Below are 23007 nucleotides of genomic sequence, written 5' to 3'. Positions count from 1 at the left end.
TCGGACGGCCTCGCGCCGTTTGCATCGATCTGACAGGAGCAGATCGATGACCAACATCACAAGGGCGCTCGCAGTCTCGCTGCTGTCGAGCGCCTTTCTTTTGACCGTTGCTGGCGCCTTCGCCCAGAGCAACACGACGCCGCCGACCACGGCCACGCGCCCGACCGCGCCGGACCAGAACTCGCTGCCCAACGCCACCGCCCCGCCCGCCTCGACCACCCAGACCACCGGGCAGAGCAGCACCGATCCGAAGGTTCAGGAAATGAACCAGAAGGAAAAGGACAAGGTGGACCGGCAAGGGAAGTAGCGACGTAGCTCTTTTCCACGCGGCTGTTTCCGCGTCATGGCCGGGCTTGTCCCGGCCATCCACGATCTTTGCATCGGCAGGAAGAACGTGGATGCCCCGGGGCATGACGAATTCGTGGCGCGGACGTCTGCCTCGCTACTGGCCACGCATACAGAATGCGGCGGACGTTTCCGTCCGCCGCATTCGCCACCCCCCTTGCGGCTCCGCTTCTTTCGATCCGCCCGCGGAGCTATTTCTTCAGCGCGAACACCCAGATCACGCCGCCCTGCGGTACGTTGGACTCGATACCGATATTGTTGGTGGCCAGCGCATCCTGGATGCGCTGCGCGTCCACACCCCATCCCGACTGGATCGCGATGTATTGGGTGCCGTCGACCTCATAGGACACCGGCATGCCCATGATGCCGGAATTGGTCTTCTGCTCCCACAACAGCTCGCCGGTCTTGGCGTTGAAAGCGCGGAAGTTGCGATCGTTGGTGCCGCCAGCGAAGATGAGGTCACCTGCGGTCGCCGTCACCGAACCGAACAGCTGCGACTTCGGGAAGTTGTGCTGCCACACCTTCTTGCCGGTGGTGGGGTCCCAGGCCTGGAGCTCGCCGAAATGATCCGCGCCGGGCTTCGTCTTCAGGCCGATGTCTTCCGGCTTGGTGCCGAGCCAGAGCTCGCCGGGCTTGAGCGGAAGCTTCTCGCCGGTGAAGCCGCCGCAGAAGTTCTCGTTGGCCGGCACATAGACGAGCTTGGTCCTTTCGCTGTAGGCCGCCGACGGCCAGTCCTTGCCGCCCCACAACGACGGACAGAACTCCACGCGCTTGCCAACCACCGGCTTGTGCGCGGGATCGACGATCGGCTTGCCGGTTTCGGCATCGATGCCCTTCCAGACGTCGGTGGAGACGAACGGCCAGCCCGCGACGTAGTTGATTTTGGTCGGCGTCCGCTCGAGCACCCAGAAGATCGCATCGCGCCCCGGATGGACCAGACTCTTGATGTTGCGGCCGTCGCGTTGCAGGTCGATCAGCATCGGCGCTTCGACCTCGTCCCAATCCCAGGAATCGTTCTGGTGGTACTGGTGATAGGTCTTGATCTTGCCGTTGTTCGGATCGAGCGCGAGCACCGACGAGGTGTAGAGATTGTCGCCGGGATGCATCTCGCCGGGCCAGGGCGCGGCATTGCCGACGCCCCAATAGATCGTCTTGGTCTCCTTGTCGTAATTGCCGGTCATCCAGGCCGAGCCGCCGCCGTTCTTCCAGTCGTCGCCCTGCCAGGTGTCGTGACCGGGCTCACCTTCGCCGGGAATGGTGTAAGTCCGCCACAGCTCCTTGCCCTCCTTGGCGTCATAGGCGGCGACATAGCCGCGCACGCCGAACTCGCCGCCGGAACCGCCGACGATGACCTTGCCATCGACGATCAGCGGCATCAGGGTCATGTACTGGCCCTTCTTGTAGTCCTGCACCTTGGTGTCCCACACCACCTTGCCGGTCTTGGCGTCGAGCGCGACGACATGGTCGTCGGTGGTGGCGAGATAGAGCTTGTCCTCCCAGAGGCCGACGCCGCGGCTGGTCGGATGCAGCTGGAACAGGTCGTCGGGGAGCTGCCGCTTGTAGCGCCAGTACTCGTCACCGGTTTTCGCGTTCAGCGCGATCACCTGCCCCATCGGGGTCGCCACGAACATCACGCCGTTGTTGACGATCGGCGGCGCCTCGTGGCCCTCGACCACGCCTGTCGCAAACGTCCAGACCGGCGTGAGACCCTTCACGTTCGAGGTGTTGATCTGGTCGAGCGGGCTGTAGCCCTGCCCGTCATAGGTGCGCCGATAGAGCATCCAGTTGCTCGGTTCCGGATTCTCCAGGCGCTGCGCGGTGACCGGAGAATAATTCTCGATCGGGCCAGACACGGCGGCGGTCGAGACAAGACAGGTGAAGGCGACGAAGCCGGACAGGTACCATTGCTTCCTGGTCATGGACGTTTTCATGGACGTTCCCCTTTTTCATCCGTTTGAATTCTTGTTGCGAATTCTTGTCGTTCGTCCCGTCGTCCGCCCATCGGCGGATGCGGCTTATCGTGACGCGGGCACAACCCGCGACCGTCCATCATCCTGGCTGCGCGCCACCTACCTTTCCGACGAAGTTTCCGGCGACGCTGAGCGAACCGTCAGCGAACGCCAGCGGCAGCGCCGCGAGCCGTCGTGGTGCCGGCCCGAACACGACCTGCGCGCCCGCGCGAGGATCGTATTCGGAGTTGTGGCACATGCACTTGAGCACCTCCTTGTCGCCGACGTCGCTCTTCACCCAGGCGGTGACGGGACAACCGGCATGGGCGCAGATCGCCGAATAGGCGATGATGCCGTCGACGGCGCGCGCGCGGGTCTGCTCGTCGAGCTCGGCGGGATCGAGCCGGATGATCAGGATTTCGTTGAGGCGCGAGGCGTTGCGCACGACCGAGGTCTTGGGATCCTTCGGCCAGGCGTGCACCGGCGGCCCGCCGGCCGGCAGATCGGCCGCGGTGATCAGCTTGCCCTCCTGGTCACCTTCGGAGAAGACGAGCACGTCGCCCTTCTGGGGCCGCTCGTCCGAGCCGGGCGGATCCTCGCCCGCGCGCGTCTGTGTGGAACAACCGAGGTAGGCGGAGGTGGCGAGCGCGCCCAGCAGCAGCGTTCGCCGCGTCTGCTCCACCCGCGCATCAACTTCAGGTTCCGCAGTGTTCTCGGAGGACGAGGAATTGGTGTTGAAGGATGCGCGCGACATGCCCGCTAGCAGGCGCTGGAACTCTGCCGAAAACAAGGCGAAGAATTGGCGCCGCAGTGCATCAATATGGCTCTGCTCGCTTTGATTGAACGAGAGTGAATGCGTTCAAACGCATTTTCAGCAGTTCAACGTCACCTCACGCGAGTGGCATGATGATTTTGCAGATCAGACCGATGCTGTTGGAATTGGTGCAACGCGCCATCACGCGATGTGAGCTGCATGTTTCTCAGGCAGGCATCCGGTATGTCAGGGCCTGAGCACGTGACGCGGCGAAGCGATGCGGCCTGCGACGGTTGCCGACGCCATTTCAAAACTGTCGGCGATGCGGCGCGCCTTGTCGATGAAGAGGGCGGCCGCCGCGGGCGGGCAGACGTCGCGCGCGGTCTGTTCGAACAGGTCGAGCCAGCGGTCGAAATGATCGCCGACAAGGCCGAGCGGCAGGTGCGCCCGCATCGGCGAACCATGATAACGGCCGCTCATCAGCACGACCGACGACCAGAAATCCCCGAGCTTGGCGAGATGCTCGTCCCAATTCCGCACGACAGCGAACACCGGCCCCAGGAGCGCGTCCTCGCGGACCCGTCCGTAAAACCGGGTGACGAGTTCCGCGATCATCTCCTCGGTGATCCCGGTGCGCTCGATCGCATCCTGGGTCAGCAGGTTCCGCCGTGCGGCCGCCGCCTCACGCTCGGCCTTCAGTCGATCCGACATTGTCCTTGTTATCCGTTCCGTTGTTCCCGCGGGGCCGCCCATTCGACATTGTCGGGCCAATTGCGCGCGGCGTCTTTGTCGCAACGCAAATTGCGGGATCGGCAGCGGGCGCGGAGCGCCCACTGCCTGCGCCAATATCAGGCGCCGTAAGTGTAAAAGCCCTGCCCGGTCTTGCGGCCGAGATGGCCGGCATCGACCATTTCCCTGAGCAAGGGAGCCGGACGATATTTGGGGTCGTTGAAGCCTTTGTAAAAGACCTCCATCACCGACAGCATGGTGTCGAGCCCGACGAGATCGGCGAGCGCCAGCGGCCCGATCGGATGGTTGCAGCCGAGCTTCATGCCGGCGTCGATCTCTTCCGCCGTCGCGATCCCCTCCTGGAGGGCGAAGATCGCCTCATTGATCATCGGGCACAGGATGCGGTTGACCGCGAAGCCCGGGCTGTTCTTGGCGGTGATCGCCACCTTGCCGACGCGCTGGGCGAAATCGAGTGCCTTGGCGTGGGTGTCGTCGGAGGTCTGCAGGCCGCGGATGAGCTCGAGCAGCGCCATCACCGGCACAGGATTGAAGAAGTGCATGCCGATGAACCGATCGGGGCGATCGGTTGCGGCGGCAAGCTTGGTGATCGAGATCGACGAGGTGTTGGTGGCAACGAGCGTGCGCGGCGACAGCGTCGCGCAGAGGTCCTTCAGGATCTTGACCTTGAGCTCCTCGTTCTCGGTGGCGGCCTCGATCACCAGGTCGCAATCGGCCAGCTTCGCCCGGTCGGTGGTGCCGGTGATGCGCTTGAGCGTCGCCTCGCGGTCGGCCGCCGACATCTTCTCCTTCTTGACCAGGCGCTCGAGGCTGCCGCCGACGGTCGAAAGCCCGCGGTTCACCGCCGCATCGGAAATGTCGACCATCACGACCGAGAGCCCGGCCGCGGCGCAGATCTGCGCGATGCCGTTCCCCATGGTCCCTGCCCCGATGATGCCAACGGTTTGGATCATTGCTTCATATCCTTCATCCCTGCGGGCCGTGCCAGCACTGGCCCCATTGTTCCTGCATCAGGGTCTAGCACCGCTACCTGCGGGGTGCCAAGGTGCCGGGAACCCCGGCCTGGTCAGCGGCGCCGAGCCGGAACACCTTGCCCGGATTCATGATGTTCTTGGGGTCGAGGGCCCGCTTGATCGTGCGCATGACGTCGAGCTCGGTCCTGGAGCGATAGTGCTGGAGCTCGTCGAGCTTCTCGATGCCGATGCCGTGTTCGGCCGAGATCGAGCCGGCCATGGAGGTGATGAGGTCGTTGACGACCCGCGTGATCGCCGTGGAATACTGGGTGAGCGTGTCGCGGTCCATGCCCTTCGGCCCCATGAAGGAGAAGTGCACATTGCCGTCTCCGATGTGGCCGAGCGGATAGGGGCGGATCGCCGGCAGGATGTCGAGCACGGCCTTGAGGCCCCTGTCAATGAATTCGGGAATCCCGGAGATCGCGACCGACACGTCGTAGCTCAGGCCCGGCCCCTCGGCGCGCGATGCCTCGGCCACGCTCTCGCGAATGCGCCACATGTTGCGCGACTGCGCTTCGGTTTGCGCGATTACCGCATCCAGCACCCGGCCCGCCTCGAGCTGATCGGCCAGGAACTGCTCCATCCTGTCCGACATGCCAGTGCCGCCGTCCCGCCGCGGCCGGGCCGACGACCATTCGAGAAGGAGATACCATTCGGTCTCCGCCTTCAGGGGATCCTGCGTGCCGGGGATGTGTCGCAGCACCATGTCGGTGCAGGCGCGGCTCATCAGCTCGCAGGAGCCGACATTGTCGTCGGACGCGGCATGCGCCTCCGACAAGAGCTCGATCGCCGCCCTGGGATCGCGGATCGCGAGCCACGCCGTGCACACATCCTTCGGCGCCGGCCAGAGCTTCAGCACCGCCTTGGTGATGATGCCGAGCGTCCCTTCGGCGCCCATGAACAGATGCTTGAGGTCGTAGCCGGTGTTGTCCTTCTTGAGTGCGCGCAGCCCGTCCCAGATTTCGCCGCTCGCCAGCACGACCTCGAGACCCAGCACCAGATTCCGCGCGTTGCCATAGCGCAGCACCTGCACGCCGCCGGCGTTGGTGGAGAGATTGCCGCCGATCATGCACGAGCCCTGGGCACCCAGGCTGAGCGGAAACAAGCGATCATGGCGCGCGGCCGTGTCCTGGAGCGTCTGGAGGATGCAGCCCGCCTCCACCGTCATGGCGTAGCCGACGGAATCGACATTCAGCACGCGGTTCATGCGGCCGAGCGACAGCACGATGCCGCGGTGCGCGGGCCACGGTGTGGCACCGCCCATCAGGCCGGTGTTGCCGCCCTGCGGCACGATGGCGATGCCGTTGTCGAAGCAGAGCTTGACGACATCCGAGACTTCCGCGGTGCTGGCCGGACGCACGATCGCCGCGGCTTGCCCCGCCAGCTCGCCGCGCCAATCGGTCACGAACGGGTGCTTGTCCTGCTCCTCCAGGATCAAGCCCTTGTCGCCCACGACGGCTCGCAGGCGGTCGAGAATGGCTGGCGTCACCGGCGCGGTCGGAATGGAGGGAGCGGTGACAAGTGCTGCACCCGGCATGTGTTCCTCGCTTTGCGGCTCTTCTGCGCAGCCCTGGGGCACGCCGGCCTTCGTTCTTGTTTTCAATTCTTGACGCTTGCGCGATGAACCTAGCACGAAGGTGGCGTTTGCGGGAACGTCCCCGGCTGCGACGCTCGTGCAGTCCGGCCTCGACTGCCGAACGGGAAGCGCACTTCCGCCGGGGCCCGGCGTGCCCTACTGTGCCACGATCAACCTGGATTGGAGATCATGAGCCGCTTCTGGAGTCCTATCGTCCACACGCTTTCGCCCTACGTCCCGGGCGAGCAGCCGAAGCAGGACGGCATCGTCAAGCTCAACACCAACGAGAATCCCTATCCCCCCTCGCCGCGCGTGCTGGCGGCGATCGCATCGGCTGCGGAGCGGCTGCGCCTTTATCCGGATCCGCGCGCCACGCGCCTGCGCGAGGCGATCGCGGCGTCCTGCGACGTTGCGCCCGAGCAGGTGTTCGTCGGCAACGGCTCCGACGAGGTTCTGGCCCACACCTTCCCGGCCCTTCTGAAGCACGACGACAGGCCGCTTCTGTTTCCCGACGTCACCTACAGCTTCTACCCCGTCTATTGCCGCCTCTATGGCGTCGCTCACCAGGAGGTGCCGCTTGACGCCGCGATGCGGATCGAGATCACCGACTACAGGCGGGCGTCGAGCGCCATCCTTCTCTGCAATCCGAACGCGCCGACCGGCATCGCCCTTCCGCGCGACGCGATCGCGGCACTGCTCGCCGAAGATCCGGACCGCCTGGTGGTGGTGGACGAGGCCTATGTCGATTTCGGCGCCGAGAGCGCCGTGCCGCTCGTTGCGCGCCACGACAATCTGCTCGTCATCCAGACGTTCTCGAAGTCTCGCTCGCTCGCCGGCCTGCGGGTCGGCTTTGCCATCGGCCAACCGCCGCTGATCGAGGCGCTGGAGCGGGTGAAGGACAGCTTCAACTCCTATCCCGTCGATTGTCTCGCCATCGCCGGCGCCGTCGCCGCCATCGAGGACGACGGGTGGTTCCTCAGGACCCGCGCCCGTATCATCGCAAGCCGCGAAGCCCTGGCCCGCGATCTCGGAGGACTCGGCTTCGAGGTGTTGCCTTCGCTCGCAAACTTCGTGTTCGCGCGCCATCGAACCCGAAGCGGGGCCGATCTGGCAGCCGCACTTCGCCAGCGCGGCGTTCTGGTCCGGCATTTCAACAAGCCGCGCATCGACGATTTCCTGCGCATCACGGTCGGAACGGAGGAGCAATGTGGCCGGCTGATTGAGGTGCTGCGCGGCTTGATCTGATCCAGGGCGCGCGACGGACGCCGTCGGTCCGGTTGACAGGCAGCCATCATTTCAATAATCGTTGAAATATGGAAACGACAGATGCCGTCACGGCGCTCGCTGCGCTCGCCCAGGACAATCGCCTCGACGTCTTCCGTCTGCTGGTCCAGGCGGGCCCCGACGGCATGGCCGCCGGCGCGATCGCGGATGCGCTGGACCTCGCCCCCAACACGCTGACATTCCACTTCGACCGGTTGCGGATGGCGGGTCTGGCCACCGTCCGGCGCGAGGGGCGCTCGATGATCTATGCGGCGCGGTTCGAGACCATGAATGAGCTCGTCGGCTTCCTGACCGAAAATTGCTGCGGTGGAACGTCCTGCGCTCCGGCCGCCGCCTGCAAGCCCGCGCGCAAGCGCAGCAAAATTCCGGCCTGAAAGGACAGAGCATGAAACGCCCGCATGTTCGCGTGTCCCCGGCCTGCCGCTGAGAACCAGGGATTACGCCATGGATGCGATCATCTACCACAATCCCGATTGCGGCACCTCGCGCAACACGCTCGCGATGATCCGGAGCGCCGGCATCGAGCCGCATGTGATCGAGTATTTGAAGACGCCGCCGTCGCGGGCGCTGTTGCGGCAACTCATCGCGCGCATGGGACTGTCCGTGCGCGCACTGCTTCGCGAAAAGGGCACGCCCTTTGCCGAGCTCGGGCTCGGCAACGCGGCGCTGACCGACGATCAGCTTCTCGACGCGATGATGGCGCATCCCATCCTGATCAACAGGCCGATCGTGGTCACGCCGAAAGGCGTCAAGCTGTGTCGCCCCTCGGAGCTGGTGCTGGACCTCCTGCCGGCGCAGCAGGGGGAATTCGTCAAGGAAGACGGCGAGCGCGTCCGGCTGGACCGCGGCGCCTGATGCCGGGGCTTGCGCAGCGCGCCTTCGCCGAGTGGCTCGGGACCGCGTTCCTGCTGGCCGCGGTGGTCGGCTCGGGGATCATGGCCGCGAGGCTCTCGGGCGGAAACGTCGCGCTTGCGCTCCTGTGCAACACGATCGCCACCGGCGCCATCCTGGTCGCGCTGATCCTCACCTTCGCCACCATGTCGGGCGCCCATTTCAATCCGGCGGTGACGCTGGCCTTCGCCCTGCGCGGCCAAATGGCCTGGAGGGACGCGGCGATCTACGTCGCCGCACAGATCTCCGGCGCAATCATCGGCGTGTGGATCGCACATCTGATGTTCGAGCTTCCACTCCTCCAGCTTTCGCTAACGCAGCGCATGGGAGCCGGACAATGGCTCGCCGAGGCCGTGGCGACCTTCGGCCTGCTGCTGACGATCCTCGGCGTCGCGTCTCGAACGCCCGCCGCCGTTCCTTACGCCGTCGGCCTGTACATTACCTCGGCGTACTGGTTCACGGCCTCGACGTCCTTTGCCAATCCGGCGGTCACCATCGCCAGATCGCTGTCCGATACCTTCGCAGGGATCGCCCCACAGGGCGTGCCAGCCTTCATCGCGGCACAGATCGTCGGGGCACTTGTCGCCGTTCCGCTCGCAGGCTGGCTTTGGGGCGGTGATCCGGCAAGGCGGGACACCCGCCCGCTCGCGTCCTGACGCCGAAATCGCGCGGCTGCGGCATTCGCAGCCGGATGAAGCGGGTTTTCAAAACGCTCCTGCCGGGTATTCTGTGCGCCGCCTCCCACGGCGGCGGTGCCTCGCTGCTTTTGCCCACACACCAAACCTTGCAGGGACCACCCCGTGACGCACTCTTGCAGCCTCGACCTCGTCGCCCCGGAGGCCTCCGCCCGGACGCTGAAGTTCAGGCGCGGATGAACGATTTCGCACGATCCGTTGGTGCCGCCTTCGCGCTGATCGGCGAGGCCGATTCCGAGCTTCTGGGCATCGTCGCATTGTCGGTGCGTGTCAGCCTGACCGCAAGCATCGTCGCGCTCCTGATCGGCGCACCGTTTGGCGCCTTGCTTGCGATCGCCCGCTTCCGCGGACGTCAGGTCATCATCGTGCTGACCAATGCGCTGCTCGGCCTGCCGCCGGTCGTGGTCGGGCTCGCGCTTTATCTGATGCTGTCGCGGTCCGGCCCGTTCGGGGCGGCCGGCCTGCTGTTCACGCCGGCCGCCATGGTGATCGCGCAGACGCTGCTCGCGACGCCGATCGTGGTGGCGCTGGTGCACCGGCCGGCGAGCCTGCTGTGGGCGGAGTATGGCGATCTGGCGCGGATCGACGGGCTGTCGGTCCTGCGCAGCATGGGGCTCCTGTTCGCGCTGGGGCGGACCTCGCTGCTGACGGCCTTTCTCGCGGCCTTCGGGCGGGCCATCGCGGAAGTCGGCGCCATCATCGTGGTCGGCGGCAACATCCGCGGCTTCACCCGCACGATGACGACCGCCATCGCGCTGGAAACCAGCAAGGGCGATTTGCCGCTGGCGCTCGGGCTCGGGCTGATCCTGCTCGCGCTCAGTGTGGCGGTGTCGACCGTCGCCTTCTTGCTAGTTGGACGCGTTGGGGAAAAATAGCTGCTCGCCGCCGACCTTGTAGCCGGCAATCGCCTGCTGTCCCCTCGGGGAGACCAGCCAGTCGATGAAGGCCTGCCCATCCTGCGCCTTCACGTTCGAATGCTTTGCCGGATTCACCAGCATGACGCCGTACTGGTTGAAGAGCCGCTTGTCGCCCTCGGTCAGGACGGCAAGCTCGCCACGGTTCTTGAACGACAGCCAGGTGCCGCGATCCGACAGAAGATAGGCGTCCGAGGACGAGGCCATGTTCAGCGCCGGACCCATGCCCTGGCCGATCTCGCGATACCAGTTGTCCTTGCCGGCACCGAGATCGACGCCCGCCTCCTTCCACAATCTCAGCTCGGCTGCATGCGTGCCGGACTTGTCGCCGCGCGAGATGAACGGTGCCTTGGCCGCCGCGATCTTGCGCAGCGCATCGGCGACATCCTTGCCGCCGGCAATCTGCGCCGGATCGCTCTTCGGCCCGACGATGATGAAATCGTTGTACATGACGTCGAACCGCTTCACGCCCTGCCCTTCGGACATGAACTGGTCCTCGGCGGGTCTGTCATGGACGAACACCACGTCGGCATCGCCGCGCCGACCGATATCCAGCGCCTGACCGGTGCCGACGGCAACGACCTTCACGTTGATGCCCTCGGCCTTCGAGAACAGCGGCAGCAAATATCCGAACAAGCCCGACTGTTCCGTCGACGTCGTCGAGGCCACGGTGATCGTGCGATCCTGCGCGAATGCGATGGTGGACCAGAGCAGAACCGCTCCGATGGTGACTATCCTCTTCATGCGTCGTCCTTACACCAGATGCCGGGTGTTCCAAACTACCTTCGGCGGAGCGGCGCAGGGAACCCCGACATTCGGCGCAACGCACGCGTGACGCCGTATCTCGCGGCGCTAGCGTCTGTCCCGAGCAAGCATATCCACGTTCCGTGCAGTGGTACCGTGGGCGTCATCGCCGTGGCGACCGGCGATACTGTCGTGGCTTCATCACGATCGCAGCTTCCATCGCGCGATGGAGCGCAGATGTTCTGCAATTGGTCCCACCTAGATTGACATCGATGTGACGGCCGGGGCAGTTTTTTACATTGCTGGCGAATCAGCGATTGCCTCACGCCGAGTACCTCTTGGACAACTCCCAGTGCTTTCGAGACTGATATCGTTGCTGCGCCGCATCCCTGCGGTGAAATGGGCGTTTACGAGGCTTCGGCCCTTGCCGCACAGCGGCAGCATTGACGTCGCGCCGGTTGCCACGAGCGATTCGCCTGCCATCGTCGTCGACATTGCCGAAGCCGCGCCGACGCCCGACATCAGCATCAACGCCGATCCGCTGCTCAGCGACGCAAGAATCCCGGTTGCGCCTCCGGTCGCCGAGGACGACATCGCGATCTCTGTCATCGCGGAGAGTCCGCCAGCAGCGCAAACGGATACCGGCGTCAGCGACGGTTCATCTGCGGAGGCGCCGACGGAAGCCGAGCCAACCGTCGTGGCGGAGGCTTCAGTCGAGCCTGTCGAAGTTCCCGAACTCACCATCAGCAACGCTCCACTTGCGGAACTTCCGGCGAATGTCGAATCCGCCCGCACGGAAGAGGCCTCGGCCCCGCCCGTCGACGTCGATCCCGAGCCGCTTGATATTCCCGAGCCCGTCGTCAGCGGCACTCCATCTCGCGACCTCTCGACCGACGCTGAGCCTGCCGTCGCTGAGGAGACACCTGTCCCGTCTGTCGACGCGGAGATCGTTCCGGTTGATGCCCTCGACCTCATCATCAGCCAGGAGATCAGTCAGGAGCCGTCCTCTGGCGTCCTCATGAACGTTGAGCCGGCCATTGTAGACGACTCGTCTGTCGCTCTCGCCGATATCGACGCCTCTATGGCTGATGTCCCTGCCGTCAGTGTCGACAGCGGTTCATCCCCCGAGGTCGCGACGGAATTCGAGCCGGTCCTTGCAAGCGATCCTGCACCCGTCACAGCGGTTGCCGTAGAGGACTCGTCCGCCGAGATCGCCGACGTCGTCACCGCCATCACGCCGGAGCCGGTCCTTGCGTCCCCCGCTCCGGAGAGCCGCCGCGCATCGAAGGTTCGCGCAAAGGCGACGGAACCTGCCGATCGCGCCGCGCTGATCCGGCAGCGCTGGGCGGAGACCGGGATCAGGATGTGGAATCCGCGACTTCACGGCACCGGCGATGCCACGCTGAACATCCAGGGCCGTGTCGAACTGCTGCCGCCCGCGCCCGGCGAGACCATGCCGCGCTACGACAAGCTCGAGTTCCGGACGCTGGGCGGGCAGATCGTCTGCGAGGGTGTCATCGTCGAGGCGCCCGCGCAAGCGAGCCATCGCAGTTTTACCCGGCTCGCCGAGCCAGCGAAACCAGACCGGGTCCGCGAATCGGTGCGGGAACGCCAGGCCGCTCTCGCCTGACGCTTTCCCCTGCGACGACGCGCGCCATATGCTAGGCTGATGTCCTGGATATGGGAACTCGCATGCCCACCAAATCATTGCGATTGATTTTGATCGTCTTCCTCTGCGCCTCGCAGGGAGCCTTTGCCGCGTCCAGCCGGCGGTCGCACCACGCGCTCGCCACCGATCCGGTCGCGCCCTACAAGGCCGACCGGCTCTCTTCCTCGCGCGGCGAGACGATCCTCAGCACGCCGGGCCAGACCACCGTGCTGACGCGGCAGGTCCTCGACGACATGAACGCGAGAAGCCTCCGGGACGCCATGCGCTCGACCGCAGGCGTCACGATCGGGCGCTAGGGCCCCACTCGGCTTTCGCCAACCGCACCGTTATTCCCGCGCGGCCCAAGCATTTTCCGGACACGAAGCAGTTGCCCGCGAGACGGGCAACGACGTAACTTGCGCATCGGTCGGGCCACACGACCTTCGCGCCCGATCAAGAACGACAAGAACACTATGGGAGGCAAACTATGAGAAAGCTCACGGCCGCACTGTGCGCGTTGGTGTTGTTCGTACCTGCTGCGCAGGCACAGACCATCAAGGATTTTCTGGCAGTGGCCATGAAGAAGTGGACGGCGCCGTTCGAGCCGTTCCAGCTCATCGACAACATCTATTATGTCGGAACCGACGGCATTGCCGTCTATGTCATCAAGACACCGCAGGGCCTGATCCTGATGGACACGGCGATGCCCCAGTCCACGGGCATGATCAAGGACAACATTGCGAAGCTCGGCTTCAAGGTTGCCGACATCAAGATCATCCTCAACACGCACGCGCATCTCGACCACACCGGCGGCTTCGCCGAGATCAAGAAGGAAACCGGTGCGCAGCTCATCGCCGGCGAGCGCGACAGGCCGCTGCTCGAGGGCGGCTATTATCCGGGTGACGAGAAGAACGAGGACCTCGCCTTCCCCGCGGTGAAGGTCGATCGCACCGTCAAGGAAGGCGACAAGGTCACGCTCGGCGACACCACGCTGACGGCACATGCAACGCCCGGCCATTCGCCGGGCTGCACGAGCTGGGAGATGACCGTCAAGGACGGCAAGGAGAACCGCGAGGTGCTGTTCTTCTGTAGCGGCACGGTGGCACTGAACCGGCTGGTCGGCCAGCCGACCTATCCCGGCATCGTCGACGACTATCGCGCGACCTTCGCCAAGGCCAAGGCGATGAAGATCGACGTGCTGCTCGGGCCGCACCCGGAAGTCTATGGCATGCAGGCCAAGCGCGCGGAGATGAAGGAGGGCGCGCCGAACCCGTTCGTCAAGCCGGGCGAGATCGTGACCTACGCGACCGGCCTGTCGGAGGATTTCGACAAGCAGCTCGCCAAGCAGACCGCGGCGCTGGACAAGAAGTAGCAGCTGTCTTGCGCTCACTCGCCTCTCCTCGAGCGGGGGAGAGGTGGGTTGGGTGAGCGCGCGGCAATACGCAGCACCGCGCCGTCACTGACGCGCGTGGTTAGCAAGTCGTAGCTGCGGCGATTACGGGCGAGTTGTACCAGAAAGACCCGCCTCCGCCACGGGATATCCTTAACGCCGCCTCACCAATGCACGTGGCCGGAAGATCTACGGTAACGTGCAACCTGCACTGGCTTTCGCACGGAACCCGATCTAACGCGCCCTTTACCCCCGCCATGCAAGATCCCCCGCGTTTTGAAGGGATCCGGGGCGCGTATTGCAATGCCTGTTGCCGACTTGAAGTTACATTTCGCCGCCGCAATGCGGCTGTTTCGCGTACCGGCTGACAACCCGGATCTGACGCGCGCGCAGTTCGATGCCTTCTCCAAGCAGGTCCCGCTGCTCTACTTCATTCTCATGAGCAACACGATCGCCGTCGCCTACACGTATGTGAACGTGGCGCCGGACTGGCTGACGATGGTCGTGCCGAGCGTGCTGACCGTACTCGCCGCGCTCCGGACGTTCTGGTGGCTGCGCCAGCGTCACCTCGTGCGCAGCGACGCCGACATTCTGCGCAATCTGCGTGCCACCAACTGGATGGCGTTGCCGATCGGTGCCGGCTTCACCATCTGGTCGTTCGCGCTCTATCCTTACGGCGATCCCTTCGCCAAGAGCCAGGTCGCGTTCTACATGGCGGTGACCGTGATCGGCTGCATCTTCTCGCTGATGCATCTGCGCTCGGCGGCGCTGATCGTGACGCTGGTCGTCGACGTCCCCTATGTGCTGTTCTTCTGGGCCACGGGTGAGCCGACGCTGAAGGCGATCGCGGTCAACAACCTGCTGGTCTCCGGGGCGATGGCGACGGTACTGTTCATCTATTACCGCGACTTCGCCGATCTCGTCGCCAGCCGCAAGTCGCTGCTCGCGCAGCAGGCGGCAACGCAGGCGCTCTCGGACGAGAACTTCCGCCTCGCCAATCTCGATTCCCTCACCGAGCTGCCGAACCGCCGCCGCTTCTTCGCCGAGCTGTCGAGTGCCTTTATCGACGCCGAGCGCAGGAACGTTCGCGTCGCGGTCGGGATCATCGACCTCGACGGCTTCAAGCCGATCAACGACAATTACGGCCACTCGGTCGGCGACCGCGTCCTGATCGAGGCCGGCCGGCGCATCCGCGAGATCTGCGAGGGCTTTGGCCCGCAGCGGGTGGAATTCGCAAGGCTTGGCGGCGACGAGTTCGGCCTCGTCGTGTGCGGCGACCCCGATGAGGCGGACCTGATGCGGCTCGGCGAGCGCATCAACAGCCAGGTCAAGCTGCCTTACCAGCTCGACACTGCCCATACCGGGCTCTCCTGCTCGATCGGCTTTGCACTGTTCCCGAACGCCGCAACGACGTCGGAAGCGCTTTATGAGTGCGCCGACTATTCGCTCTATCACGCCAAGCGCCATCTGCGCGGCCGCACCGTGATCTTCTCGAGCGAGCTCGAGGCCGAGATCCGCAGCCGCGGAGTCATCGAAAATCTGCTCCGCACCGCCGATTTCCGCACCGAGATGGACCTGGTATTCCAGCCGATCGTGGACGCCATGAGCGAGCATACCGCCGGCTTCGAGGTTCTGGCCCGCTGGCACAATTCCCGCCTCGGCCTGGTTTCGCCGGCCGATTTCATTCCAGCCGCCGAGCGCATCGGCCTGATCCGTCCGCTGACACAGGCGCTGCTGGCACGCGCGCTCGCGACGGCCAGGACCTGGCCCGACAACATCCGCCTGTCGTTCAACCTCTCCGCGCACGACGTCTGCGCGGCAGAAGGCATCCTGCCGCTGATCTCCATCATCGAGAAAAGCGGCTTGCCGCCGCACCGGATCGATTTCGAGATCACCGAGACCGCCGTCACGTTCGACTTCGTACGCGCGCAACAGGCGATCGCAACGCTGAAGGCGATGGGCTGCGGCATTTCGCTGGACGATTTCGGCACAGGTTATTCCTCGCTGAGCCACGTGCACCGGCTGCCGCTCGACAAGATCAAGGTCGACCGCAGTTTCGTTGCCGACATCAACGACAATCCCGTCAGCTACAAGATCATCAAATCGCTCACGGGCCTGTGCGACGACATGGAAATCGCCTGCGTCGTCGAGGGCGTCGAGACCCGCGCCCAGCTCGACACCCTGCGCCGGCTCGGCTGCGACTTCATCCAGGGCTATTATTTCGCAAAGCCGATGTCCGGCGAGGCAATCGCCGACTACCTCGCGAAAGAGCACCACCGCCTCGACGGCGCCGAGGCCAAGGTGGTGGCCTGAGGCTCGGCTACTTCGAAAGGCTCGGCAGATCGAGCCCCTTGTCCCACGCGCAGTCGATCGCGATGTCGTAGCCCGCATCGGCATGGCGCATGACCCCGCTGGCGGGATCGTTCCACAGCACGCGCTCGATCCGCTTCGCCGCTTCCGGCGTGCCGTCGGCGACGATCACCATGCCGGCGTGCTGCGAATAGCCGATGCCGACGCCGCCGCCATGGTGCAGCGACACCCAGGTCGCACCGCTGGCGCAATTGAGCAGCGCATTGAGCAGAGGCCAGTCGGACACCGCGTCCGAGCCGTCCTTCATCGCTTCGGTCTCGCGGTTCGGGCTCGCCACCGAGCCGCTGTCGAGGTGATCACGGCCGATCACGATCGGCGCTTTCAACTCGCCGCGCGCCACCATCTCGTTGAAGGCAAGGCCGAGGCGATGGCGATCGCCGAGGCCGACCCAGCAGATTCGTGCCGGCAGCCCCTGGAACTTGATGCGCGCCTTGGCCATGTCGAGCCAATTGTGCAGATGCTTGTCGTCGGGCATCAGCTCCTTGACCTTGGCGTCGGTCTTGAAGATGTCCTCGGGATCACCCGACAGCGCGGCCCAGCGGAACGGGCCGACGCCGCGGCAGAACAAGGGACGGATATAGGCGGGCACGAAGCCGGGGAAATCGAAGGCGTTCTTCAGGCCCATGTCCTGCGCCATCTGGCGGATGTTGTTGCCGTAGTCGAGCGTCGGAATCCCCTGTGCATGGAAATCCAGCATGGCCTGGACGTGCTCGACCATCGAGGTCTTCGACGCGCGCTCGACGGCCTTGGGATCGGACGCGCGTTTCGCCTCCCATTCAGCGAGCGTCCAGCCCTTGGGGAGATAGCCGTTGATCGGATCATGCGCGCTGGTCTGGTCGGTGACGATGTCGGGCTTGACGCCGCGGCGCACCAATTCCGGGAATATCTCGGCCGCATTGCCGAGCAGGCCGACCGAGATCGCCTTCTGCGTCTTGGCAGCATCGGCCATGATCGCGAGCGCCTCGTCGAGCGTTGCCGCCTGTCGATCGAGATAGCCGGTGCGCAGCCGCATCTCGATCCGGCTCGGCTGGCATTCGACCGCGAGCATCGAAGCCCCGGCCATGGTCGCCGCCAGCGGCTGCGCCCCGCCCATGCCGCCAAGGCCGGCGGTGAGGATCCATTTGCCGGCGAGGCTGCCGCCATAATGGCGCCGGCCGACCTCGACGAAGGTCTCGTAGGTGCCCTGCACAATGCCCTGGCTGCCGATATAGATCCAGGAGCCGGCCGTCATCTGGCCGTACATCATCAGGCCCTTGCGGTCGAGCTCGTTGAAATGATCGAGCGTCGCCCAATGCGGCACGATGTTGGAGTTCGCGATCAGCACGCGCGGCGCATCGGCGTGGGTGCGGAAAACGCCGACCGGCTTGCCGGACTGGACCAGCAGCGTCTCGTCGCCTTCGAGCTTGCGCAACGCCGCCGTGATCCGGTCAAAGCTCTCCCAGTCGCGCGCGGCGCGGCCGATGCCACCATAGACGACGAGCTCGCTCGGGCGCTCCGCGACATCAGGATCAAGATTGTTCATCAGCATGCGCAGGGGCGCTTCGGTCAGCCAGCTCTTGGCGCTGATCTCGCTGCCACGGGGGGCGCGGATGGTGCGGTCGTTGTCCAGTCGGCGGTTCATGCGGAAACCTCTTCAGGCGAGTCTTGGAAACGGGTCGGTTGGAAGCGCCGTGAGCGCGATGGTCGGCAAGGCATCGGATTCGATCAGCGTAGCGGCCTTGGCGAGATCGCCGGCCATGTAGCGATCGGCACCGAGCGCAGGCACCTGTTCGCGAAGGGCGGCGATGACCGCGACGAGCGGAGCGCTGGTCGCATGCGGCGCGCGCAACGTGATGCCTTGCGCGGCGACCAGGAGTTCGATGCCGAGAATGGCGGCGAGATTGTCGGCCATGTCGGACAGCCGCCGCGCGGCATGCGCGGCCATCGAGACGTGATCTTCCTGGTTGGCGCTGGTCGGCGTCGAATCGATCGAGCAGGCCGCCGCGCGCTGCTTGTTCTCGGCATAGAGCGCGGCCGCCGTGACCTCCGCAATCATGAAGCCGGAATTGATGCCGGGATCTGGCGTGAGGAACGGCGGCAGGCCGAAGTTCAGCGCGGGATCGACCAGCGTCGCAATGCGTCGCTCGCTGATCGCGCCGACCTCCGACAGGGCCAGTGCAATGGTGTCGGCGGCAAAGGCCACAGGCTCAGCGTGAAAGTTGCCGCCCGAGACGATCTCGCCGGTCTCGACCAGAACGAGCGGGTTGTCGGTGACGGCATTGGCCTCGACGATCAAGGTTCGCGCAGCCTGCGAGATCAGATCGAGCGCGGCGCCTGCGACCTGCGGCTGGCAGCGCAGGCAGTAAGGATCCTGCACGCGCTCATCGCCTTCGAGATGCGACAGGCGGATGTCGCTGCCGTCGAGCAGCGCGGTCAGCGTCGCGGCCGCGGCGATCTGCCCGGCATGGCCGCGCAGTGCCTGGATTTCGGGGCGGAATGGCGCCGTGGAAGCCATTGCCGCATCGACCGACAGCGCGCCAGTGACGAGCGCCGCACGCGCCAGGCGGAAGGCTCGCAGCACGCCGGAGATGGCATAGGCGGTCGAGAACTGCGTGCCGTTGATCAGCGCGAGCCCCTCCTTGGGGCCGAGCGTCAGGGGCGCGAGCCCCGCGCCGGCAAGAGCCTCGCCGCCGGACACAGTCTTGCCGTCGACGATCGCCTGCCCCTCGCCGATCATCACGGCGGTCATATGCGCGAGCGGCGCGAGGTCGCCGGAGGCGCCGACCGAGCCCTGCTGCGGCACCAGCGGATAGATGCGCAGCGCCAGCATCTCCTGCAACTGCTCGATCACCTCGCGCCTCACGCCGGAAGCGCCGCGCCCGAGCGAGATGATCTTCAGCGCCATCATCAGGCGCACGATCGGCTCCGGCGTCGCCGGACCGACACCGCAGCAATGCGAGACGATGAGGTTGCGCTGGAGCAACGCGGTCTGATCGGGCGGGATGCGCTTCGACGCCAGCTTTCCAAACCCAGTATTGATGCCGTAGACCGGCGCGGCGGCGTGTGCCGCCTTCGCGACGATCGCCGCGGCCGCCCCGACACGCGGCCAGAACGACGGATCGAGCACGACGGGCTGTCCGGCAAGCACGCGCGCGAGATCGTCGAGGCCGACCGTTCCCGGTTTGACGACGATCACCGCGCCCTGCCCCGTCACTGTCCCCTCCATACCCTGCGATGCAGCGGATTGAAGCCGATGCGATAGACGAGCTCGGCGGGACGCTCGATGTCCCAGATCGCGAGATCGCACCATTTTCCGGCCTCTAACGTGCCGGTTTCATCGCGCATGCCGAGCGCTCGCGCGCCTTCACGGGTGACGCCGGCGAGGCATTCGGCCACCGTCATCCGGAACAGCGTCGCGCCCATGTTCATCGCCAGCAGCAGCGAGGTCAGCGGCGAGCTGCCAGGATTGCAGTCGGTCGCCAGCGCCATGGGGACGCCGTGCTTGCGGAACGCCTCGACCGGAGGCTTCTGCGTCTCACGGATGAAGTAGAAGGCGCCGGGCAGCAGCACGGCCACAGTGCCCGACTTCGCCATCGTAGCGGCACCAGCATCATCGGTATGCTCAAGGTGATCGGCCGACAGCGCCGAGAATTTTGCGGCGAGCGCGGCACCGCCAAGGTTCGACAGTTGATCAGCGTGGAGCTTGACCGGCAGCCCGTGTCCTCTCGCCGTCTCGAACACCCGTGCGGTCTGCTCCGCCGAGAACGCGATGCCCTCCATGAAAGCATCGACGGCATCGGCAAGACCAGCCCTTGCAACTGCGGGCAACATCTCCTTGCAGACGAGATCGATATAACGATCCTTGTCGCCGTTGGCCTCGGGCGGCAGCGCGTGCGCGCCAAGGAAGGATGTGCGGATCGCAACCGGCCGCTGGCGGCCGAGGCTGCGGGCAGCTGCGAGTTGCCTCATTTCGGTCTCGGCATCGAGGCCGTAGCCGGACTTGATCTCGACCGTGGTGGCGCCCTCGCCGATCAGTACGTCGAGCCGCGGCAGCGCGCTCGCGACCAGCTCGGCCTCGCTCGCCGTGCGCGTCGCGGCGACCGTCGAGACGATACCGCCGCCGGCACGCGCGATTTCCTCGTAGCTCGCGCCCTTCAGGCGCAGCTCGAATTCGTGCGCGCGGTTGCCGCCGTAGACGAGATGCGTGTGGCAGTCGACGAGGCCGGGCGTGATCCAGCGCCCCCCACAATCGATCCGCTTGATGGCATCCGCATCAACAGGGAAGTCCGCCGCTGCGCCCGCATAGGCGATGTGACCGCCCCGCGCGGCGATCACGCCATGCTCGATCTCGCCGAGATCGGGGCGATCTGCCCGCATCGTGGCGAGGCGGGCATTGTGCCAGATCCGGTCGAAGCGCTCTGCCATGCAACTGTCCCTTCGCGGATGTCCCTGCGCCCTGGGATGCTTGACTTATATGTCTAGACATATAATCGTAAGGCGGTTCTGTCCAGCCGGCGTGTAATCATGACCCGACTGCATTTCGCCTCCGCGCTCCTGCCCTCGGGCTGGGCCAATGACGTGCAGGTGGTCATCACCGCCGGCGCGATCGCGGCGGTGACACCGGGCGTGGCGCCGGCCGCCGGCGACGAACGCCACGACATCGCGCTTCCTGGCCTTGCGAGCCTGCACAGCCACGCCTTCCAGCGCGGCATGGCGGGACTTGCGGAACTGCGCGGCGACTCGACCGATACGTTCTGGACCTGGCGCGAAACGATGTATCGCTTTGCGCTGGCGATGACGCCGGACGACGTCGCGACTGTTGCGACGCTGCTTTATGTCGAGATGCTGGAGCAGGGTTTTACCCGCGTCGGCGAATTCCACTATCTGCATCATGATCGCGACGGTTCACCCTACGCCGACCTTGCCGAAATGGCCGCGCGGATTGCGCAGGCCTCTGAGACGTCGGGCATCGGCCTGACGCTGCTGCCCAGTTTTTATGCGCATGGCGGCTTCGGCGGCGCAGCGCCGCATGCCGGCCAGCGCCGCTTCATCTGCTCGGTCGATCGGTTCGCCGCGCTGATGGCTGCATCGCGCAAGGCGATCGCAACATTGCCAGGGGCCAATATCGGCATCGCGCCGCACAGTTTGCGCGCGGTGGCGCCGGACGAGCTCGCGGCGATCATTCCGCTCGCCGGCGGCGGCCCCGTGCACATTCATGCCGCAGAGCAGGTGAAGGAGGTCGAGGATTGCCTGGCCTGGTCGAGCCGGCGCCCGGTGCAGTGGCTGCTTGAGCACGCCCCCCTCGATCGGCACTGGTGCCTCATCCACGCGACCCACGCGACGGACGAGGAGGTCACCGCGTTCGCAAAGACCGGCGCGGTGGCGGGCCTCTGCCCCATCACCGAAGCAAGCCTCGGCGACGGCATTTTTCCGGCCCGCGAGTTGCTCGACGCCGGCGGCCGGTTCGGCGTCGGCACCGATTCCAACGTGCTGATCGGCGTCGCCGACGAGCTGCGCCAGCTCGAATACGGCCAGCGGCTCAAGCATCGCCAGCGCAACGTGCTGTCCGGCGGCGCAGGCGCCTCGACGGGACGGACGCTGTTCGATCATGCCCTCGCCGGCGGCGCGCAGGCACTGGCGCAGGCGACCGCCGGTCTCGTGCCGGGCGGGCGTGCCGATATCGTCACGCTCGACACCGCGCATCCGTCGCTGGCAGGACGTAAGCAGGACGCCATCATCGATGGCTGGATCTTTGCCGCAGGCAGCGGCGCGATCGATTGCGTCTGGGCCGGCGGCGACAAGGTCGTCGAAGGCGGACGGCACCGGCTGCGTCAGGCCGCGCGCGAGCGCTTCAACGCATCGGTGCGGAGGCTGCTCGCATGAGCCTCGCCACGGGCACAGCCGACCAGCCGACGCTCTACAAGCGGATCCGCGCCGACATCGAGAAGCGCATCCTGACCGGGGAGTGGCCGCCTGGCCACCGCATTCCGTTCGAGCACGAGCTGGTGGCGCGCTACGGCTGCTCGCGCATGACGGTGAACAAGGCGCTGTCGGAGCTCGCCCAGGCCGATTTGATCGAGCGGCGCCGGCGCGCCGGATCGTTCGTGCGCCGGCCGCAGCACCAGTCGGCCGTTCTCAAGATCGCGGACATGCGTGCCGAGATCACCGCGCTCGGCCGCAGCTACGGTTACGAGATGATCGGCCGCAAGCTGCGCGCTGCGACCGCCGCGGACCGCGAGCGTCTTGGCGTGAAGAAGGCCGGCAAGGTGGTCGCGATCAGCTGCCGCCACAGCGCCGACAACGTGCCCTTTGCCGTCGAGGACAGGCTGATCGATCTGTCATCCGTGCCGGATGCTGCGACCGCGGATTTCTCGCGCGAACCGCCCGGCTCGTGGCTGCTTCACCACGTCCCATGGACAGAGGCCGAGCACACCATCAGCGCTATCGTTGCGGACGATCGCACGGCGGGGGCGCTCGACATCGCAATCGGCGCGCCCTGCCTCGTGATCGACCGCTATACCTGGCGTGGCTCACGCACGATCACCGCGGTTCGGCTGCTCTATCCCGGTGACTCTCACCGCCTTGTCGCCCGATTCAAGGGAGGCTGAGAGAAGAATGTCGGCACAAATCGTGCAACGGCTCGGGCAAAGGTCCATGCAATCCGGATCGAAATAGACAGATCAACAGGACGTCAATCCATCGATCGGC

Annotated in this window: 21 protein-coding genes; 12 read left to right on the top strand and 9 right to left on the bottom strand. The window is 65.6% G+C overall.

Annotation, left to right across the window (positions count from 1 at the left end):
- The first annotated feature begins 46 nt into the window (after positions 1 to 46).
- On the top strand, positions 47 to 307 hold the full coding sequence (locus AC1RUR_RS25090) for a hypothetical protein (RefSeq protein ID WP_492848917.1): 261 nt from the start codon (positions 47 to 49) through the stop codon (positions 305 to 307).
- Between the two features lie 229 nt (positions 308 to 536).
- On the opposite strand, the gene AC1RUR_RS25085 is transcribed toward AC1RUR_RS25090, so the two are convergent.
- The 5 genes from AC1RUR_RS25085 to AC1RUR_RS25065 form a co-directional block, all read right to left on the bottom strand.
- Positions 537 to 2264: a methanol/ethanol family PQQ-dependent dehydrogenase gene (locus AC1RUR_RS25085; RefSeq protein ID WP_492849044.1), complete on the bottom strand. Its 1728-nt coding sequence runs from the start codon at positions 2262 to 2264 to the stop codon at positions 537 to 539.
- Between the two features lie 130 nt (positions 2265 to 2394).
- Complete coding sequence (locus tag AC1RUR_RS25080) at positions 2395 to 3048, bottom strand: QcrA and Rieske domain-containing protein (protein ID WP_492848915.1); 654 nt, start codon at positions 3046 to 3048, stop codon at positions 2395 to 2397.
- Between the two features lie 246 nt (positions 3049 to 3294).
- Positions 3295 to 3759, bottom strand: a complete 465-nt coding sequence (locus AC1RUR_RS25075; protein ID WP_492848913.1) for a group III truncated hemoglobin — start codon at positions 3757 to 3759, stop codon at positions 3295 to 3297.
- A gap of 137 nt (positions 3760 to 3896) precedes the next feature.
- The gene (locus tag AC1RUR_RS25070; RefSeq protein WP_027546451.1) at positions 3897 to 4748 is read right to left on the bottom strand and encodes a 3-hydroxybutyryl-CoA dehydrogenase; all 852 of its coding nucleotides are present in this window, start codon (positions 4746 to 4748) and stop codon (positions 3897 to 3899) included.
- A gap of 73 nt (positions 4749 to 4821) precedes the next feature.
- On the bottom strand, positions 4822 to 6345 hold the full coding sequence (locus AC1RUR_RS25065) for an FAD-binding oxidoreductase (RefSeq protein WP_492848911.1): 1524 nt from the start codon (positions 6343 to 6345) through the stop codon (positions 4822 to 4824).
- A 228-nt stretch (positions 6346 to 6573) separates the two neighbouring features.
- Here AC1RUR_RS25065 and hisC point away from each other — a divergent pair, with 228 nt between their 5' ends.
- The 5 genes from hisC to AC1RUR_RS25040 all read left to right on the top strand — a co-directional run bounded on the left by hisC (position 6574) and on the right by AC1RUR_RS25040 (position 10129).
- Positions 6574 to 7629 (top strand): histidinol-phosphate transaminase, encoded by a 1056-nt coding sequence (hisC, locus tag AC1RUR_RS25060; protein ID WP_492848909.1) that lies wholly within the window; start codon positions 6574 to 6576, stop codon positions 7627 to 7629.
- A gap of 68 nt (positions 7630 to 7697) precedes the next feature.
- Entirely contained in the window at positions 7698 to 8042 is a 345-nt protein-coding gene (locus AC1RUR_RS25055) for an ArsR/SmtB family transcription factor (protein ID WP_492848907.1), read from the top strand.
- Positions 8043 to 8112: 70 nt separating this feature from the next.
- On the top strand, positions 8113 to 8523 hold the full coding sequence (gene arsC, locus AC1RUR_RS25050; protein WP_492848905.1) for an arsenate reductase (glutaredoxin): 411 nt from the start codon (positions 8113 to 8115) through the stop codon (positions 8521 to 8523).
- Complete coding sequence (locus tag AC1RUR_RS25045) at positions 8523 to 9215, top strand: aquaporin (protein ID WP_492848903.1); 693 nt, start codon at positions 8523 to 8525, stop codon at positions 9213 to 9215. The genes arsC and AC1RUR_RS25045 overlap by 1 nt, the downstream gene beginning before the upstream one ends.
- Before the next feature lie 215 nt (positions 9216 to 9430).
- Positions 9431 to 10129 (top strand): ABC transporter permease, encoded by a 699-nt coding sequence (locus AC1RUR_RS25040; RefSeq protein ID WP_492848901.1) that lies wholly within the window; start codon positions 9431 to 9433, stop codon positions 10127 to 10129.
- On the opposite strand, the gene AC1RUR_RS25035 is transcribed toward AC1RUR_RS25040, so the two are convergent.
- Positions 10103 to 10912 carry an ABC transporter substrate-binding protein gene (locus AC1RUR_RS25035; protein WP_492848899.1) on the bottom strand — a complete coding sequence of 270 codons (810 nt, stop codon included), beginning with the start codon at positions 10910 to 10912 and terminating at the stop codon, positions 10103 to 10105. The genes AC1RUR_RS25040 and AC1RUR_RS25035 overlap by 27 nt on opposite strands.
- A 373-nt stretch (positions 10913 to 11285) precedes the next feature.
- Between AC1RUR_RS25035 and AC1RUR_RS25030 the strand changes: the two genes are divergently transcribed.
- The 4 genes from AC1RUR_RS25030 (at position 11286) to AC1RUR_RS25015 (ending at position 16263) form a co-directional block, all read left to right on the top strand.
- A complete protein-coding gene (locus tag AC1RUR_RS25030) occupies positions 11286 to 12542 on the top strand; it encodes a hypothetical protein (protein WP_492848897.1) in 1257 nt (418 codons plus the stop codon).
- A gap of 62 nt (positions 12543 to 12604) precedes the next feature.
- Complete coding sequence (locus tag AC1RUR_RS25025) at positions 12605 to 12877, top strand: TonB-dependent receptor plug domain-containing protein (RefSeq protein ID WP_492848896.1); 273 nt, start codon at positions 12605 to 12607, stop codon at positions 12875 to 12877.
- Positions 12878 to 13047: 170 nt separating this feature from the next.
- Positions 13048 to 13932, top strand: a complete 885-nt coding sequence (blaBJP, locus tag AC1RUR_RS25020; RefSeq protein ID WP_492848894.1) for a BJP family subclass B3 metallo-beta-lactamase — start codon at positions 13048 to 13050, stop codon at positions 13930 to 13932.
- A 321-nt stretch (positions 13933 to 14253) separates the two neighbouring features.
- Entirely contained in the window at positions 14254 to 16263 is a 2010-nt protein-coding gene (locus tag AC1RUR_RS25015) for a putative bifunctional diguanylate cyclase/phosphodiesterase (protein WP_492848892.1), read from the top strand.
- Positions 16264 to 16270: 7 nt separating this feature from the next.
- Here AC1RUR_RS25015 and hutU read toward each other — a convergent pair whose 3' ends face one another.
- The 3 genes from hutU to hutI are packed head-to-tail and all read right to left on the bottom strand — an operon-like array spanning position 16271 to position 20724.
- Positions 16271 to 17941, bottom strand: a complete 1671-nt coding sequence (hutU, locus tag AC1RUR_RS25010; RefSeq protein ID WP_492848890.1) for a urocanate hydratase — start codon at positions 17939 to 17941, stop codon at positions 16271 to 16273.
- 12 nt (positions 17942 to 17953) lie between these two features.
- A complete protein-coding gene (gene hutH, locus AC1RUR_RS25005) occupies positions 17954 to 19513 on the bottom strand; it encodes a histidine ammonia-lyase (protein WP_492848888.1) in 1560 nt (519 codons plus the stop codon).
- A complete protein-coding gene (gene hutI / locus AC1RUR_RS25000; protein WP_492848886.1) occupies positions 19510 to 20724 on the bottom strand; it encodes an imidazolonepropionase in 1215 nt (404 codons plus the stop codon). Before hutI ends, hutH begins: the two co-directional genes overlap by 4 nt.
- Before the next feature lie 99 nt (positions 20725 to 20823).
- Between hutI and AC1RUR_RS24995 the strand changes: the two genes are divergently transcribed.
- Positions 20824 to 22182, top strand: coding sequence for a formimidoylglutamate deiminase (locus AC1RUR_RS24995; RefSeq protein ID WP_492848884.1), 1359 nt, complete (start codon positions 20824 to 20826; stop codon positions 22180 to 22182).
- Positions 22179 to 22907 (top strand): histidine utilization transcriptional repressor HutC, encoded by a 729-nt coding sequence (gene hutC / locus AC1RUR_RS24990; protein WP_492848881.1) that lies wholly within the window; start codon positions 22179 to 22181, stop codon positions 22905 to 22907. The genes AC1RUR_RS24995 and hutC overlap by 4 nt, the downstream gene beginning before the upstream one ends.
- Positions 22908 to 23007 lie beyond the last annotated feature (100 nt).

The organism is Bradyrhizobium sp. GW821-FHT12B03, from assembly GCF_058807535.1.
This window is presented reverse-complemented; position numbering and strand designations above follow the sequence as displayed.

Coding starts and splice junctions, on each gene's coding strand:
- AC1RUR_RS25090 (WP_492848917.1), top strand. CDS start 47: ATGACCAACATCACAAGGGCGCTCGCAGTCTCGCTGCTGTCGAGCGCC.
- AC1RUR_RS25085 (WP_492849044.1), bottom strand. CDS start 2,264: ATGACCAGGAAGCAATGGTACCTGTCCGGCTTCGTCGCCTTCACCTGT.
- AC1RUR_RS25080 (WP_492848915.1), bottom strand. CDS start 3,048: ATGTCGCGCGCATCCTTCAACACCAATTCCTCGTCCTCCGAGAACACT.
- AC1RUR_RS25075 (WP_492848913.1), bottom strand. CDS start 3,759: ATGTCGGATCGACTGAAGGCCGAGCGTGAGGCGGCGGCCGCACGGCGG.
- AC1RUR_RS25070 (WP_027546451.1), bottom strand. CDS start 4,748: ATGATCCAAACCGTTGGCATCATCGGGGCAGGGACCATGGGGAACGGC.
- AC1RUR_RS25065 (WP_492848911.1), bottom strand. CDS start 6,345: ATGCCGGGTGCAGCACTTGTCACCGCTCCCTCCATTCCGACCGCGCCG.
- hisC (WP_492848909.1), top strand. CDS start 6,574: ATGAGCCGCTTCTGGAGTCCTATCGTCCACACGCTTTCGCCCTACGTC.
- AC1RUR_RS25055 (WP_492848907.1), top strand. CDS start 7,698: ATGGAAACGACAGATGCCGTCACGGCGCTCGCTGCGCTCGCCCAGGAC.
- arsC (WP_492848905.1), top strand. CDS start 8,113: ATGGATGCGATCATCTACCACAATCCCGATTGCGGCACCTCGCGCAAC.
- AC1RUR_RS25045 (WP_492848903.1), top strand. CDS start 8,523: ATGCCGGGGCTTGCGCAGCGCGCCTTCGCCGAGTGGCTCGGGACCGCG.
- AC1RUR_RS25040 (WP_492848901.1), top strand. CDS start 9,431: ATGAACGATTTCGCACGATCCGTTGGTGCCGCCTTCGCGCTGATCGGC.
- AC1RUR_RS25035 (WP_492848899.1), bottom strand. CDS start 10,912: ATGAAGAGGATAGTCACCATCGGAGCGGTTCTGCTCTGGTCCACCATC.
- AC1RUR_RS25025 (WP_492848896.1), top strand. CDS start 12,605: ATGCCCACCAAATCATTGCGATTGATTTTGATCGTCTTCCTCTGCGCC.
- blaBJP (WP_492848894.1), top strand. CDS start 13,048: ATGAGAAAGCTCACGGCCGCACTGTGCGCGTTGGTGTTGTTCGTACCT.
- AC1RUR_RS25015 (WP_492848892.1), top strand. CDS start 14,254: ATGCCTGTTGCCGACTTGAAGTTACATTTCGCCGCCGCAATGCGGCTG.
- hutU (WP_492848890.1), bottom strand. CDS start 17,941: ATGAACCGCCGACTGGACAACGACCGCACCATCCGCGCCCCCCGTGGC.
- hutI (WP_492848886.1), bottom strand. CDS start 20,724: ATGGCAGAGCGCTTCGACCGGATCTGGCACAATGCCCGCCTCGCCACG.
- AC1RUR_RS24995 (WP_492848884.1), top strand. CDS start 20,824: ATGACCCGACTGCATTTCGCCTCCGCGCTCCTGCCCTCGGGCTGGGCC.
- hutC (WP_492848881.1), top strand. CDS start 22,179: ATGAGCCTCGCCACGGGCACAGCCGACCAGCCGACGCTCTACAAGCGG.